Raw genomic sequence first — 15,123 nt, forward strand, 5'->3', positions numbered from 1 at the left:
GATATCTTGGAAATTTGGACATGGCTGCGGTGACGAAAAGCGGCGGATCGAAACGAGGCGGCGGCGCCAAAGCGCGTTCCGCAGAAGCAAAAGAGCCGGATGCCACGCGCGAAGAGGTGGCCGACTATATCGCGTCCATGCTCACGAGCCTGCGGCTGCTGGCGCATCGAAAGGATATGGCATTGTTGGCGTATCTGATCGGGGTCGCGCTGGAAGAGGCGAACGCGCAGAAGGCCGGGCAGGACTGACCCCTATCGGGGCTCCAGCCGAGACCGCACGGCTCGACCCGAAAAATCACGGTTCCACCAGCGACACGAGTTGGCGCGGATGGCGCTGCAAGCGTCCCGCGAGATCGAGCTCCAGCAAGATGATGTGGACCTTGCGCGTCTCGACCCCTGTGCAGCGGATGATCTCGTCGATATCGATCGGACTTGGTCCCAGGGCCTCCAAGACCCGGCTGCGTTCGTTCGGGCCGATATCGGGAAGCGGGCGGGGGACCTCCTGGTCTTCGCTGGATGAGAGCTCCGTCCGTGTTGCACCCGCGGGCCTGCCGAGGATGGGCGCGAGAACGTCGACGATGTCGGCCGCCGCCGTAACGAGCGTCGCGCCCTGTTTCAGGAGGTTGTTGGTGCCGGTGGCGCGCGGGTCGAGCGGGCTTCCCGGCACGGCGAACACCTCGCGTCCCTGTTCGCCCGCCAAGCGGGCCGTGATGAGCGAGCCGGAGCGCTGGGCGGCTTCCACGACGACGACGCCGAGGGCGATGCCCGAGATCAAGCGGTTACGGCGCGGAAAGTCCTTTGCTTTCGGTCTATGGCCCGGCATTCGCTCGCTGACGAGAAGGCCGCGCTCCCCGATCGCCTCTTGGAGTTCCGCGTTCTCAGGGGGGTAGACCACGTCGATGCCGCCAGCGACCACCGCGATGGTTCCGGCGTCGAGGCTTGCGGCATGGGCCGCCGTATCGATGCCGCGCGCAGCAGCCGATGCGATGGCGAAGCCTCGAGGCCGAGCGCGTTGGCGATCTGTCTCGTAAACTTTTGTCCGGCGGCGGACCCGTTGCGCGCGCCGACAATGGCCACTATCGGCATGTCGGCGAGCTCCAGCCGCCCCTTCGCGTAGATCAGGGGCGGGGGCGCATCCACCTGCGCGAGCGCCGGCGGGTAACCGGCTTCGCCATGGGCGACAAGATGGGCGCCAATCCGCTTAGCACGCGCGAGCTCGGCTTCGGCGTCCTCCATGCTGCAGAGGCGGATGGCCTGCGCCCGTCCGCCGCGCCGCGACAGCTCGGGCAGGGCCTCGATCGCCGCCTCCGCGCCGCCGAACTGATTGACGAGGGCCCGGAACGTCGCCGGACCGACATTCTCGCTGCGCAGGAGGCGGAGCCAGGCGAGACGTTGCGTGTCGCTCAGGCGCCGTCCCGTCTCAGGCGTCTTGTTTGCTCCCGCCAATGCGCGATTCCTCACCCCGTCGCAGCCGGCCGATATTCTCCTCATGACGAAGGTAGAGGAGCACGGTCATCAAGCCAAACAGGATGGCAACCGGTCCTTGTCCGGCAACGGCCAGTCCGAGCACCGTGGCCGCGCTCGCGGCGAGCGCGGCCAGCGAGGAATAGCGCGTCAGCACCGCCACGAGCAGCCAGACGAGGCAGAAGCCGACCGCGGCCGGCCAGTAGAGGCCGAGCGCGACGCCGATATAGGTGGCGACGCCCTTGCCGCCGCGAAAGCCGAGCCAGACCGGAAAGAGATGACCGAGAAAGGCCCCGAGCCCGGCCGCGAGTGCGCCGTAGGGACCCGCCATCCCGCCGATCAGAACGGCGACGGTGCCTTTGAGGAGATCGAGGAGAAGCGTCAGCGCGGCCAGGCCCTTGTTCCCGGTCCGCAGGACGTTGGTCGCGCCGATATTGCCGGAGCCGATCTGCCGGACGTCCCCGAGTCCTGCGAGCTTCGTCAGAATGAGACCGAACGGAATCGCGCCCAGGAGGTAGCCGATCACGAAGCTCAGGAGGCAAAGGCCGAGCATCATCGGCAAGACGGCGGCCCAGCCCTCAGATGGCAGCATTCTTCCTCCCCCTCAGCCTTGTCGCGGCCGTTCGGGTCAACCGTAATGATAGACGGGGCGACCGGCAACGAATGTCACCAGCGGGCGTCCTTCGAACCGGGCTTCGTCGAATGGCGTGTTCTTGGACTTGGAGCGGAGATCCTCGCGCGCGACGGTCCAGGGCATCTCCAGGTCGATCAGGACGAGGTCGGCGGGCGCGCCCTTGACCAGCCGTCCGCCCGGAAGGCCCAACAGCTCGGCGGGGCGTGCCGACAGCGCGTTCAGGAGCCGGTGCAAGGTGATTTCGCCGTTGTGATATAGACGCAAGCCCGCGCCAAGCATGGTCTCGAGCCCGACCGCCCCGTCATTGGCCTCGGCGAAGGGGCGGCGCTTGCCTTCCGCCCCGCGCGGATCGTGCGCGGAGACGATCACGTCGATATCGCCCTCGGCAACGCCTTCGACCATCGCTTGCCGGTCATCCTCGGAGCGGAGCGGCGGCGTCATCTTGAAGAAGGTGCGGTAGGGGCCAATGTCGTTCTCGTTCAGCGTCAGATGATTGATGCTGACGCCGCAGGTCACGGGCAGGCCTCGCGCCTTTGCGGACCGGATGACCTCCAGGGAGGCACGGCAGGAAATCTGTGCCGCATGGTACCGGCCTCCGGTCAGTTCCACGAGGCGGATGTCCCGGTCGAGCATCATGGTTTCGGCTTCCGTCGGGATTCCGCGCAAGCCCAGCCGCGTCGCCACTTCACCTTCGTTCATGACGCCGTCCTCGGCAAGGTTCGCGTCTTCGAGGTGGTGCACGATCAGCGCACCGTAGTCCTTGGCGTAGGACAGGACGTTCCGCATCAGCTTGGCGTTGGCGACGCTCGTCTTGCCGTTGGTGAAGGCGATGGCGCCGGCATCGTGCAGCAGGCCGAGTTCGGCCATGTCCTCGCCCTTCAGGTCACGAGTCATGGCCGCCATGGGATGGACATGGACGAGGGCGGTGTCGCGGGCGCGGCGGAGCACGAAATCCACCAGTGCCACGTCGTCGATCACCGGGTCCGTGTTCGGCATGCAGCAAATGGTGGTGACGCCGCCGGCCGCGGCCGCACGGCTCGCGGTCGCCAGCGTCTCGCGGTGTTCGTGTCCCGGCTCCCCGCAAAAGACCATCATGTCGATGAGGCCGGGCGCAACGGTGCGCCCGCCGCAATCGAGCGACTCCGCGCCCGCGATCGATCCTTCGGTGATGTGCATGCCGAGATCGGCAATGGCGCCGTTGGCGATCAAGAGCCCGCCAAAGGCGTCCAAACCGGAGGCCGGATCGATCAGCCGCGCATTGACCAGCGCAAGGGGCTTGTGGTGGGCGCGCGTGGCGGCTTCGGCTTCGTGTTCCTGGTCCATTGCGGCTCGTTCGGCAGGTGGCGCGCCAAGGCCTGCAGCACGGCCATGCGCACAGCGACGCCCATCTCCACCTGTTCGCGGATCACGCTGCGTGGGCTGTCCGCGATCAGGGCATCGATCTCGACGCCGCGGTTCATGGGCCCCGGATGCATCACGATGGCGTCCTCGCGCGCGTTCGCCAGCTTGTCCGCGTCGAGCCCGTAGAAGTGGAAATACTCCCGCTGGCTCGGGATCAGGCTGGAGGCCATGCGTTCGCGCTGAAGCCGCAGCATCATCACCACATCAGCGTCTCTCAGACCCTCATGCATGGAGGTGAAGGCTTCCACACCGAGCCGGTCCACGCCCTCGCCAAGCAGGGTCGAGGGCGCCACAACCCGGACGCGGGCGCCGAGCGTGTTCAGCGACAGGATGTTCGAGCGCGCGACGCGCGAATGCATGATGTCGCCGCAGATCGCGACGGTGAGACCTTCGAAGCGCTTCTTGTGGCGGCGGATGGTCAGGGCATCGAGCAGGGCCTGGGTGGGATGCTCGTGGCTGCCGTCACCGGCGTTGATGACGGAGCAATCGACCTTCTGGGACAGGAGCTCCACCGCGCCGGCCGCGTGATGGCGCACCACCAGCAGGTCGGGGCGCATGGCGTTGAGGGTGACGGCGGTGTCGATCAGGGTCTCGCCCTTCTTGATGGACGAGGTCGGGATCGACATGTTCATCACGTCGGCGCCCAGGCGCTTTCCCGCCAGCTCGAACGAGCTTTGCGTGCGGGTCGAGGCTTCGAAGAAGAGATTGATGAGCGTACGGCCGCGCAGGTCGCTGCTCTTCTTGTCGACCCTACGGCTTTGTGCCGCTGCTTCCTCCGAGAGGTCGAGCAACGACACGATCTCGTCCCGCTTCAGACCTTCGATGCCGAGAAGGTGGCGATGCGGAAAGGATGGGGTAGGGGCTTCAGCCGCGATGCTCATTGAAGTGCACTGTATAGGCCCCGGCCGAAAAAGCTTCAAGCGCGGGGCGGACCCTCCCGCAGAAACAAGGGATTGCCGTTAATCTCATTTGTGTGGGGAACACTTGTGCGCGCCGAATCAACGGAGTGTGCCGGCGGAGTAACTTCGAATCTGCACCACGCAGTCAATTGCTCTTCTTTTGGGCGCTCTCGATACCGGCGCGTAGCCGCTGCGCCAGTTCATGATCCGGTTCGAGTTCAAGGGCCTCGTTGGCGTCCTTCATCGCCTCGTCCATCCGGCCGGCATAGGCGAGCGCGGAGCCGCGCAGGAAGTAGAGCTGGGCCGCGTCCGGCTTCATCGTGATGACGGCGTCGAAATCCTCGACCGCCTGGTCGTATTTTCCCAACTTGGAGTAAGCGATGGCACGCTCGTAGCGGACGTTGAATTCGGCGTCGCGCGCGCGGGCCCCGTCCAGCTTGCTCGCCTTGAGGACGTTGAAGGCCTCATGGAAATCGCCGATGGCATCGCCCGGCTGGTTGAGTTCCTTGTAGGCCAGCCCGCGGCGGAACCAGACGGTCCAGTCGTCGGAGCCGGCATCGATGATCTTACTGAGGTCGTCTACGGCGCCTTGATAGTTGTTGCGTTTCAAGTAGAGCGATGCGCGCAGTAACCGTTGTTTTGCATCGGCCGGCGCTATCTGGAGGATCTCGGTCAGGTCCTCCTCCGCCTTGGCAAGCTCTCCAGTCGAGACATAGGCACGCGCCCGCAACGAGCGGCCGAGTGCGTAGTCTGGATTGTCCTCCACCAGCGGCGTCAACACCGACACGGCGACGTCGAACTTCTTGGCTTCCAGAGCACCGACCGCCTCGTCGAGCGCCTTGTCGATCTTGGCTTGCGGCCACGGCCCCGCCGGTTCCTTCAGCGCCGCCTGCTCCTTCTCCCGCTGCGCCGCCTGCTTTTTCTCGCGCTTCGCTTTTTCTTCCCGCGCGAGCCTCGTCAGCGTGATCTGTTGTTTGGCCTTGTTGGCACCCCAAGTCGCGCAAGTCCGAACCGAATGGCACCACCTGTCCCACAGATAGAGGCCGACGCGGGGGCCGTGTCCCTGAATGCCGTCGGGCGCCTTGCCGAAATCGGCGATCGCCTCGTCGTATTGCCTGGCGTTGAGATGGGCATAACCGCGCAAGAGACGCGCCAGGGCATTGCGGGGATCTCGCGCGAGGGCGGCATCGAAGGCCGCGATGGCCTCGTCGTAGCGCTTGAGTACGAAGGCCGCGCCGCCGCGCGCAAATGGCGCCGCCTTGGCGTCCGGGTCGATCTTGATCGCCGCCTCGTATGCCGCCTTCGCCTGGTTGTAGCGCTTGAGGCGATAGAGCGCTTCGGCGCGGGCGAACTGCGCCTCGGCCATGTTCGGGTCGCGCTCCAGGGCCGCATCCAGATATTCGAGGGACTGCTCAAGCGTGCCGCTGCTGTGCATGAGGTCTCGGCCCCCCAAAAACCGCGGCTCGGCGGCGCCCGGCTTGATCTCCATGGCGCTATGGAAGTCCGCGAAGCCGCCTATCCGCAAATATTCGACTCTAAGCTGGCCGAGGCCGATATGGGCCGCGTATTTGTCGTCTTCGCTCGCGCCCGGGAAGTCGAGGACCGCCACGCAAGCCTTCTTCCGGGCGTCCGCTTGCTCTTTCTGCACCTCCGGCGAGGCGGTGTAGCTGGGCCGGCTGGTGTCGGTGCAGAGGGCGAGCGCCTCCGGCAGTTGGGCGCCGCCGGCGACGGGGGAGGGGGCGTCCTCGCCGAGCGCGGCCGATGGCGCTATGGTCATGGCCGCCAGGACCGCCATCGCTTTGGCAATCGAGAGCGTCATCGGTTACTCCCGCTGTCTGCATCCCCGCTGTCTCTGTGTGGCGAAACGCCGCCGATCCGCCGGTTACTCCACGGCCGGCTCCTCGGGCTCGCCCGCCGCGGCCTTCGCCTCCGGCTCCGCCGGAGTCCCCTGATCGGGTTCCTCCGCAGGCTGTTCCTGTGCCGCGTCCACGCGCCACTTGTTTGGGTTCCAAAGATGTTGTGTCTGCCGTGCCTCGTTCACGGCCTCGTCGATCAGTTTCCTGATCTGGACCGGCGTCACGTCGCGGTTGGGAAGGCTGCCGGCCAGGCGGAGCTTGCGCAACCTTTTGAGGTAGATGAACCGCACCGTGCCGAGGTTGAAGTTGCGCTCCAGTGCTTCGAGCAGAACGTCGTAGGGGAATTTCTGGTTTTCATTGAGGCCCCAAAAATCCATTTCCAGCCAAACCAGCTTGGAGTTGGGGTTCACCGCGAGATCCGCGGTCCAATTGAGGTCGGGCGCGCTGCCCTTGATGCGTTGATAGGGGTCGCCGTTCGGATATTTCTGTTCCACCGGCTCGTAGCCCAAATTCTGGAGCATCGTGACCAGGCCCGCATTGTCGATCTCCACCGGTTCGGCGGAGACCGTTCGCGGTGCGGTGAGGAGCGCGAGGACGAGGATGGAAACGGCGGCAAGGGCCGCAGGCAGGAAACGGATCGCGCAGCGCATGGCAGGTCTCCCGTTCGAACGGATCGCACCGCGTTCCAAGATCGAACCACCGTCGTGGTGGACGCGCTGCGCACAGCTTGGCAGTCTACAATCTCTGCAATGTTCGCCTTTTTTGGCGTCGTCCGTATGAACCCGTTGGCGGCGTGAGACCGGGCGAGAGCATACCAAATGGCATCGAAGCCCCGGTTCGCATCGGACGCAGCAAACATACTACAAGTTGGAGCGGTTGGGCGGAACAATCTGCTTACGCAGGCTGCGCTGCGCCGGCTACGGACTTGTCAAGACGGGCACAATCCCAAATAGTTTGGGTAGAGACGAATCGTATGTCGGCGGGCGAGGACAAACAGGAACGCAGACCCATGATGAGCTTGCCCTTCGTTTTGTTTGCGTGCGCGATTGGCGCCGCGTGGATGCGTCAGCGCGGCGTGTCCTTAGGCTTCTGGCTGGTCGGCCTTGTCACAATGCTGATCCTATTTCGTGTCCATGTCAGCGAAGTGTTGAGCATCCAACTCTGAGGGGGGTGCGGTGTCCACAGAGCTTTCGAGGCTGCTGAATGCGCTCGGGCTGATCGCCATCGGCGCGATCCTGACGATGGCGTTCATCGACCAGGTCTGGTTTGGCGAGTTGCCGTGCCCGCTATGCATTCTGCAGCGGGCGGGGTTGATCGCGGCCGGGTGCGGCATTGCGCTCAACATCGTGTTCGGTCCGAAGCCGAGCCATTACGGCGTTGCGATCATTGGCGCCATCGCGAGCGCGGCGATTTCCATGCGGCAGATCTTGCAGCACATCGTTCCCGGGACCGGCTTCTACGGGCCGCCCGTTTGGGGCCTTCACCTTTACACCTGGGCCTTCCTGTTCGCGGTCGCCATCGTGCTGGGCTGCGGGCTGATGCTGCTCGGCGACCGGCAGTTCTCGCAGGTGCAGCCGATATCCGGGCGCCTGAAGGGGCTGCCCTTCATCGCGCTGCTTCTGTTCCTGGTCCTGACGCTTGCCAATGTCTTCTCGACGCTCGCCCTCTGTGGCACGGGGCTGTGCCCCGACGAGCCGGTGGACTACGAGCTCTTCGAACTCAACGATTGACGGCAGACATTACCCCTGGCCGCGCGCAAGCGCCTTCATCCGGTCGAGCGCGCCTTGCAGGATGTAGGCGGCGGCCATGCGGTCGATCACCTCGGCCCGGCGCTTCCGCGAGGCATCGGCCTCGATGAGGTGGCGCTCGACCGCGGCCGTCGACAGGCGTTCGTCCCAAAAGGCCATGGGCAGGTCCACGTGCTGCGCGAGGTTGCGGGCGAAGGCCCGCGTGGATTGGGCCCGGGGTCCTTCCGAGCCGTCCAGATTGAGCGGGAGCCCGATCACGAGCCCGCCCACGCCCTCCTTGGCGGCGATGGCGGCGATGGCCTTCGCGTCGGCCGTGAATTTCGTCCGGCGCACGGTCTCGTAGGGCGTCGCGATGGCGCGGGTCACGTCCGAGAGCGCGAGGCCGATGGTCTTCGTTCCCACATCGAAGCCAAGAAGCCGCGCTCCCGGCTGTAGCTTCGACGGCAACTCTTCGATAGGAAAGGGCGGAGCCATAGTCACTTGGTCAGGCGAGGAGTGAGACGATGAAGATTACGTGGTTCGGCCATTCTTGTTTTCGCGTTGAGTTCGGCGCAAGCCGCATCCTGATCGATCCGTTTCTCACCGGCAATCCCACCTTCGAAAAGGCTGAAATCCCGTTCATCGACGTCGTCGACGGGGCGACCCATGTGGTTCTCACGCACGGCCATGAAGACCATCTCGGCGACACGGTCCGCGTTTGCAAGGAAACCGGGGCCACGCTGGTCGCGGTGCATGAGTTGGGAACCTACCTGGCCGGCCAGGGTGTCGAGAAGCACGAGCCGGGCAATACGGGCGGGACGATCGCGCTGGGCGACTTCGACCTGACCTTCGTCCAGGCGCTCCATTCGGCCTCCAATATGGTGGATGGGCGGCCGCTCTATCTCGGCAATCCGTGCGGGATCGTGATCGCGGCAAAGGGCGGCAAGACGCTCTACCACATGGGCGATACGGACGTGTTCTCGGACATGGCGCTCATCAACGAGCTCCACGAGCCGCAGATCGGCATCGTGCCCATCGGCGACCGCTATACGATGGGCGCCAAGTCCGCCGCACTGGCCTGCAAGCGGTTCTTCGATTTCGACACCGTCATTCCCTGCCATTACGGGACTTTTCCGATCATCGACCAGACGGCGGACAAGTTCGTCGCGGCGATGGGGGATCACGAGGTCACGGTGCCCGAAGTCGGCGTTCCCTTCGAGGCTTAGGTTTTCGAGGGCTTTGACGTCGAGGCCCGGGATTTCAACGGTTTCAGAGGTTTCGCCCGGTTGCCGCTCCGCCGGGGCGGTGCTACAGGGGATGCCCCGGATTTGAACCGGCCTCCCGATCATCGCGCCCCAGGGCCGCACATCAAGACCAGCTTCAGAACCATGTCCGTCGACCGCGCCACCGTCTTTCGTATCGCCCGTCTCGCCCGCATCGCCATTACCGATGCGGAAGCCGAGCGGCTGGAATCGGAGCTTTCCGGCATTCTCGACTGGGTGGCGCAGCTGGACGAGCTCGACACGGCCAACGTGGAGCCCATGACGCGGGTGGAGGCCATGACCATGAAGATGCGCAAGGACGAGGTGACCGACGGATTCTGTGCCGCCGACATCGTCAAGAACGCGCCCCAAGAGGACGACCACTATTTCGTCGTCCCGAAAATCGTCGAGTAACCCATCGTGACGGACCTCACTGACCTGACCATCGCCGATGCCCGTGAGGGCCTTGCCGCCAAATCCTTTTCGGCGGTCGAGCTGGCGGAAGCGCACCTGGCGGCGATCAGGTGCGCCAATCGCGCGCTCAATGCCTATGTGCTCGAGACGCCGGAGCGCGCGCTCGACATGGCCAAGCAGAGCGACGCGCGCCTTGCCAAGGGGGAGGCGGGGACCCTCGAAGGCATTCCGCTCGGCATCAAGGACCTGTTCTGCACGAAGGATGTGCGCACCACCGCGTGCTCGCACATTCTCGATCGCTTCACGCCGCCCTACGAGTCGACCGTGACCGCCAATCTTTGGGACGCGGGCGCGGTCATGCTCGGCAAGCTCAACAACGACGAATTCGCGATGGGCTCGTCGAACGAGACCAGCTTCTACGGCGAGGTGGTCAATCCCTGGCGGCGCGCGGGGTCCGATGCGCCGCTCGTGCCGGGCGGCTCGTCAGGCGGATCGTCAGCGGCCGTCGCCGCGCGCCTGTGCCTCGGGGCCACCGCCACCGATACGGGCGGGTCGATCCGGCAGCCGGCCGCGTTCACCGGGACCGTCGGTGTGAAGCCGACCTACGGGCGCTGTTCCCGCTGGGGCATCGTCGCCTTTGCCTCGTCTTTGGATCAGGCGGGCCCGATCGCGCGCACGGTGCGAGATGCAGCCATTCTGCTCGGCGTCATGGCCAGCCACGACCCGAAGGACGCAACCAGCGCCGATCTGCCCGTCCCCGATTTCGAGGCGGCGGTCGGCCAGGGCGTGAAAGGGCTGACGATCGGCATTCCCAAGGAATACCGCGTCGAGGGTATGGCGCCCGAAATCGAGGCCCTCTGGCAGCAGGGGATCGCCTGGCTGACGGAAGCGGGCGCGACCGTCAAGGACATCAGCCTGCCGCATACGAAATATGCCTTGCCCTCCTACTACATCGTTGCGCCCGCGGAGGCGTCGTCGAACCTCGCCCGTTACGACGGTGTCCGCTATGGCTTGCGCGAGCCGGGCAAGGATGTGCTCTCCATGTACGAGAACACGCGTGAGTCCGGGTTCGGCGCCGAGGTGAAACGGCGCGTCCTGATCGGCACCTATGTGCTCTCCGCCGGGTACTACGATGCCTACTATTTGAAGGCGCAGAAGGTCCGCACCCTGATCAAGCGCGACTTCGATCAAGCTTTCGAGAACGTGGATGCGATCCTGACGCCGACAACGCCCGCGCCTGCTTTCGCGGCGGGCGAGAAGTCCGGCGATCCGCTTGAGATGTATCTGAACGACATCTTCACGGTGACGGTGAACATGGCCGGGCTTCCGGGCATTTCGGTGCCCGCGGGCCTGTCGTCCGAAGGCACGCCCTTGGGGCTACAGGTGATTGGACGTCCTTTCGACGAGGAGACGCTGTTTCGCGTCGGCCATGCGCTCGAGGAGGCGGCCGGGCCCATGGCCAAGCCACAAGACTGGTGGAGCAAGAGCTGATGCGCGCGCTGGCCGGGGCGTTCCGGCAGGAGAGATAGAGTCATGGCGACACGAGCGGCACAGAGTTGCAACAGCATGGACGAGGTCCGGGTCGAGATCGATCGCATCGACGAGCAGATGGTGGATCTGATCTGCGAGCGCTTCGCCTATGTGGACCGGGCCTGGCAGTTGAAGAATTCGCCTGCGGACGCGACCGTGCCGTGGCGCATCCAGCAGGTGATCGACAAGGTCCGCGCGCGAGCCGAGAAAAACGCGCTGCCGCCGGAACTTGTCGAGGCGCTTTGGCGTCAAATGATTGGCTGGTTCATCCAGTATGAGGAAGAGAATCTCCGCAAGGAGCCGAAAGCGTAGCGGGTTTCCAAGGTCACTGAAATGGACGCCAAGACGGAAAAGTCGAATTTGATCGCGGGCGAGACCGGCGATTGGGAGGTCGTGATCGGCATGGAGGTGCATGCCCAGGTGACCTCGAACGCCAAGTTGTTCTCGGGCGCTCGAACCGAATTCGGCGGCGAGCCGAATGCGCATGTCAGCCTTGTCGACGCGGCGATGCCCGGCATGCTGCCCGTCATCAACGAGGCCTGCGTGGCCCAGGCCGTGCGGACAGGGCTCGGGCTCAAGGCGGAGATCAATCTCTCCTCCGTCTTCGACCGGAAGAACTATTTCTATCCGGACCTGCCGCAGGGCTATCAGATCAGCCAGTACAAGAACCCGATCGTGGGCGAGGGCGAGGTGATCGTCGATCTCCTCAGCGGCGAGCGCGTCGTCGTGGGCATCGAGCGGCTGCATTTGGAGCAGGACGCGGGCAAGAGCCTGCATGATCAGCACCCGCAGAACTCCTATGTGGATCTCAATCGTTCCGGCGTGGCGCTGATGGAAATCGTGTCGAAGCCGGACCTGCGGTCGTCGGAACAGGCGAAAGCCTATGTGTCCAAGCTGCGCACGATCCTGCGCTATCTCGGCACCTGCGACGGCAATATGGAGGAGGGCTCCTTGCGCGCGGACGTGAACGTGTCGGTCCGCCGGCCGGGTGACGGGTTCGGGACGCGCTGCGAGATCAAGAACGTCAACTCGATCCGGTTCATCGGACAGGCCATCGAGTACGAGGCGCGCCGCCAGATCGAGATCATCGAGGACGGTGGCACGATCGATCAGGAGACGCGCCTGTTCGATGCCAAGACCGGCGAGACGCGCTCCATGCGCTCCAAGGAAGAGGCGCATGACTATCGCTACTTCCCCGACCCCGATTTGCTCCCGCTCGAGCTCACGCAGGACTTCGTCGACGAGATCGCCGGGAGCCTGCCCGAGCTGCCGGACGAGAAGCGCGCGCGCTTCATCGCCGATTACGGGCTCACGCCCTACGATGCCGACGTGTTGGTGTCGGAGCGGGAGAGCGTGGACTATTTCGAGGACGTGGCGAAGGGGCGCGATGCCAAGCAGGCGGCGAACTGGGTCATCAACGAGTTGTTCGGCCGGCTGAACAAGGAAGGCCTCGCCATCGACGACAGCCCCATCTCGTCGGCGCAGCTCGGCGGTATCGTCGATCTCATCAAGGCCGGCACCATCTCCGGCAAGATCGCCAAGGACGTCTTCGACATCGTCTGGACCGAAGGCGGCGACCCGGCCGAGATCGTCGAGAAGCGCGGCATGAAGCAGGTGACCGACACCCGCGCCATCGAAAAGGCGGTCGACGAGGTCATGGCGGCAAACCCCGACAAGGTGGCGCAGGCCAAGGAGAAGCCCGCGGTGGCGGGTTGGTTCGTCGGTCAGGTGATGAAGGCGACCGGCGGCAAGGCGAGCCCGCAGGCGGTCAACGCGCTGCTCAAGTCGAAGCTCGGTTTGGAGTAGTGGGATCGAGGGACATGGCTACATGTCGTCCTTCCGGCCCAGGCCGGATTCCACTTGTGCGTCATGGTGAGGTGCGCAGGCCGTCCTTCGAGGCGCGCCGACGGCGCGCACCTCAGGATGACGGCCTCCGCCTCGAACCATGCGCTTCTTGCTCCCGCACCTCGTCGTTCCAGCGCACGCCGGAATCGTGGAGCAGCTACAATGAGCTTGGACCGTGGATATCGGCGTTCGCTCGTGGTGGCCGGGACGCCCGAGCATGACCCACGTCATCCGCGTGCACGACTATGGCGGGCCGGATGTCCTCGAATGGGAAGAGGCCGAAATCGGCGATCCGGGGCCGGGCGAGATCCGCATCGAACAGACCGCGATCGGCCTCAACTTCATCGATGCCTATATGCGGTCGGGCCTGTATCCGCAGGACGCACTTCCCTTCATTCCGGGAACGGAAGGCGCCGGCATCGTGACGGCGCTCGGCGAAGGCGTTCGCACCTTGAAGGTGGGGCGCGGGGTGGCCTATGCCGGGCAGGTGGGGAGCTATGCGCAAGAGCGGCTGATCGATGCGGATCGCGTGGTGCGCATTCCCGACGGGGTGAGCGACGAAGTCGCCGCCGCCGTGATGCTGAAGGGGATGACCGCGCAATATCTGCTGCGTCAAATCTTCAAGGTCGGTCCCAAAACGACATTGCTATTCCATGCCGCGGCCGGCGGGGTCGGCACCATTGCCTGCCAGTGGGCGGCATCCCTTGGCGCGACGGTGATCGGCACGGTGAGCTCGGCCGGGAAAGCGCTGATCGCGCGCTCCCATGGCTGCACCCATGTGATCAACTATCTGGAAGAGGACTTCGTCGCCAAGGTGAGAGCGTACACCAAGGGCGAGGGGGTCGATGTGGTCTACGACTCCGTGGGCAAGGAAACGTTTCCCGGCTCGCTCGATTGTTTGAAGCGCCGGGGCCTGTGGGTCAGTTTCGGCCAGTCGTCAGGGCCCGTGCCGGAGTTCCGCATCAATCTCTTGGCCCAGAAGGGCTCGCTCATCGCCACGCGGCCCTCGCTTTGGGACTTCATCGCCACGCGCAAGGAGCTCGTCGCGGCGGCCAACGATTTGTTCGCCGTGTTGGCGAGCGGCGCGGTCAAGGTCTCGGTGAACCAGACGTTCGCCTTGAAGGATGCGGCCAAGGCGCACCGCGCCATGGAAGGGCGCCAGACCACCGGGTCGTCCGTGCTGATCCCGTAGGGCGGCGAATTTTTTTGCCCCTTGTTGGTCGTGGTTATCGCGGGGTGAGCGCGGATGGTCAAAGAAGTCTTGCAAAACGCCGATCTTAATCTTTACCCCGCCGAATTGCGTCCTGCGTAAAGCAAACTTACCAAGCGATTCAGCTTTGGTGAGCTTGCATTAAGCACATCGATTCAGACGTTCTTCAAAGACCTGGCCGATGATCGTCCTCGTTGAACACAGCACCGCGCATCGCATGTCTTTCGTGGGGAAAGCCAGATACGCGGCGCTACTAACGAGCCAAAAACGGGGGACGTCATGGCACGAATGGAACTTGGAACGATCTTGGGTAGCCAGTTTGAGCCTGCGGTTCAGGCCGGCGGAGCGGATGCGCTCTTCGAGCTTGGAATGCTGTATGCGACGGGGCTCGACGTGGATGTGGATCTCGTCACGGCGCATAAATGGTTCAACCTCTCGGCGGCCCGGGGCAATGTTTCGGCGCGGGATTATCGGGTCGAACTGGCCGGGGAGATGACCTCGGACCAGATCGCCGAGGCGCAGCGTCAAGCACGCGAGTGGCTGCAGAGCCATTAGGCTTGGACGACTTCGGGATTGGACGACGTCGAGGTTGGGTGCGCCACGGCGCACTCCGGGGCGGTGTGCCAGCGCGAGCCGGCGTGCCGCCTTACTCGTCTCCGCACTCCTGAACAACGACACCATGCAGTCCCAGCTGCGGCGTGCGAAGTTCTTTTGCGGCGGGCTTGCCTGCGTTGCGGGAGGCGGAGCCGGAGCGGCCTGAGGCTGCGGAGCCGTCCTCGGAGCGGGCGCAGGCTGAGACGCGGGGGCCGGCAGGGTCGCCGGAGCCGGCTGAGGCGTTGGCGCGGCGGCACCCCCAAGGCCGATGGCGGCACCGGCGCCTTG

At 64.8% G+C, this 15,123-nt stretch carries 16 protein-coding genes and 1 pseudogene; 10 read left to right on the top strand and 7 right to left on the bottom strand.

The window, feature by feature from the left end:
- Window positions 1-20: 20 nt before the first annotated feature.
- Entirely contained in the window at window positions 21-248 is a 228-nt protein-coding gene (locus AUC68_RS13650) for a hypothetical protein (RefSeq protein ID WP_069438145.1), read from the top strand.
- Between the two features lie 46 nt (window positions 249-294).
- Here AUC68_RS13650 and dprA read toward each other — a convergent pair.
- The 6 genes and pseudogenes from dprA to AUC68_RS13680 all read right to left on the bottom strand — a co-directional run bounded on the left by dprA (window position 295) and on the right by AUC68_RS13680 (window position 6,903).
- Window positions 295-1,490 (bottom strand): annotated as a pseudogene (gene dprA, locus AUC68_RS13655) (DNA-processing protein DprA).
- A complete protein-coding gene (gene plsY, locus AUC68_RS13660; RefSeq protein WP_069438146.1) occupies window positions 1,420-2,055 on the bottom strand; it encodes a glycerol-3-phosphate 1-O-acyltransferase PlsY in 636 nt (211 codons plus the stop codon). The pseudogene dprA and the gene plsY overlap by 71 nt, the downstream one beginning before the upstream one ends.
- 36 nt (window positions 2,056-2,091) lie before the next feature.
- On the bottom strand, window positions 2,092-3,420 hold the full coding sequence (locus AUC68_RS13665) for a dihydroorotase (RefSeq protein ID WP_069438147.1): 1,329 nt from the start codon (window positions 3,418-3,420) through the stop codon (window positions 2,092-2,094).
- Window positions 3,345-4,379, bottom strand: a complete 1,035-nt coding sequence (locus tag AUC68_RS13670; RefSeq protein WP_083240745.1) for an aspartate carbamoyltransferase catalytic subunit — start codon at window positions 4,377-4,379, stop codon at window positions 3,345-3,347. The genes AUC68_RS13665 and AUC68_RS13670 overlap by 76 nt, the downstream gene beginning before the upstream one ends.
- Before the next feature lie 163 nt (window positions 4,380-4,542).
- Window positions 4,543-6,216: a tetratricopeptide repeat protein gene (locus tag AUC68_RS13675; protein ID WP_069438148.1), complete on the bottom strand. Its 1,674-nt coding sequence runs from the start codon at window positions 6,214-6,216 to the stop codon at window positions 4,543-4,545.
- A 63-nt stretch (window positions 6,217-6,279) separates the two neighbouring features.
- On the bottom strand, window positions 6,280-6,903 hold the full coding sequence (locus AUC68_RS13680; RefSeq protein WP_069438149.1) for a hypothetical protein: 624 nt from the start codon (window positions 6,901-6,903) through the stop codon (window positions 6,280-6,282).
- Window positions 6,904-7,226: 323 nt separating this feature from the next.
- Here AUC68_RS13680 and AUC68_RS13685 point away from each other — a divergent pair, with 323 nt between their 5' ends.
- Window positions 7,227-7,418, top strand: coding sequence for a DUF5993 family protein (locus AUC68_RS13685; protein ID WP_069438150.1), 192 nt, complete (start codon window positions 7,227-7,229; stop codon window positions 7,416-7,418).
- Window positions 7,419-7,428: 10 nt separating this feature from the next.
- Window positions 7,429-7,983 carry a disulfide bond formation protein B gene (locus AUC68_RS13690; RefSeq protein ID WP_069438151.1) on the top strand — a complete coding sequence of 185 codons (555 nt, stop codon included), beginning with the start codon at window positions 7,429-7,431 and terminating at the stop codon, window positions 7,981-7,983.
- A gap of 9 nt (window positions 7,984-7,992) precedes the next feature.
- Here AUC68_RS13690 and ruvX read toward each other — a convergent pair whose 3' ends face one another.
- Window positions 7,993-8,475, bottom strand: a complete 483-nt coding sequence (gene ruvX / locus AUC68_RS13695; RefSeq protein ID WP_069438152.1) for a Holliday junction resolvase RuvX — start codon at window positions 8,473-8,475, stop codon at window positions 7,993-7,995.
- A gap of 29 nt (window positions 8,476-8,504) precedes the next feature.
- On the opposite strand from ruvX, the gene AUC68_RS13700 reads away from it, so the two are divergent.
- The 7 genes from AUC68_RS13700 (at window position 8,505) to AUC68_RS13730 (ending at window position 14,796) form a co-directional block, all read left to right on the top strand.
- A complete protein-coding gene (locus AUC68_RS13700) occupies window positions 8,505-9,206 on the top strand; it encodes a metal-dependent hydrolase (RefSeq protein ID WP_069438153.1) in 702 nt (233 codons plus the stop codon).
- Window positions 9,207-9,368: 162 nt separating this feature from the next.
- Window positions 9,369-9,656 carry an Asp-tRNA(Asn)/Glu-tRNA(Gln) amidotransferase subunit GatC gene (gene gatC, locus AUC68_RS13705; RefSeq protein WP_069438154.1) on the top strand — a complete coding sequence of 96 codons (288 nt, stop codon included), beginning with the start codon at window positions 9,369-9,371 and terminating at the stop codon, window positions 9,654-9,656.
- A gap of 6 nt (window positions 9,657-9,662) precedes the next feature.
- Window positions 9,663-11,147, top strand: a complete 1,485-nt coding sequence (gatA, locus tag AUC68_RS13710; RefSeq protein ID WP_069438155.1) for an Asp-tRNA(Asn)/Glu-tRNA(Gln) amidotransferase subunit GatA — start codon at window positions 9,663-9,665, stop codon at window positions 11,145-11,147.
- A 42-nt stretch (window positions 11,148-11,189) separates the two neighbouring features.
- The gene (locus AUC68_RS13715; RefSeq protein WP_069438156.1) at window positions 11,190-11,498 is read left to right on the top strand and encodes a chorismate mutase; all 309 of its coding nucleotides are present in this window, start codon (window positions 11,190-11,192) and stop codon (window positions 11,496-11,498) included.
- A gap of 21 nt (window positions 11,499-11,519) precedes the next feature.
- A complete protein-coding gene (gene gatB, locus AUC68_RS13720; protein ID WP_069438157.1) occupies window positions 11,520-12,992 on the top strand; it encodes an Asp-tRNA(Asn)/Glu-tRNA(Gln) amidotransferase subunit GatB in 1,473 nt (490 codons plus the stop codon).
- A 256-nt stretch (window positions 12,993-13,248) separates the two neighbouring features.
- Complete coding sequence (locus tag AUC68_RS13725) at window positions 13,249-14,223, top strand: quinone oxidoreductase family protein (protein WP_069438158.1); 975 nt, start codon at window positions 13,249-13,251, stop codon at window positions 14,221-14,223.
- A 297-nt stretch (window positions 14,224-14,520) separates the two neighbouring features.
- A complete protein-coding gene (locus AUC68_RS13730) occupies window positions 14,521-14,796 on the top strand; it encodes an SEL1-like repeat protein (protein WP_069438159.1) in 276 nt (91 codons plus the stop codon).
- Window positions 14,797-15,123 lie beyond the last annotated feature (327 nt).

It is taken from the genome of Methyloceanibacter methanicus, assembly GCF_001723285.1.
Classification (GTDB): domain Bacteria; phylum Pseudomonadota; class Alphaproteobacteria; order Rhizobiales; family Methyloligellaceae; genus Methyloceanibacter; species Methyloceanibacter methanicus.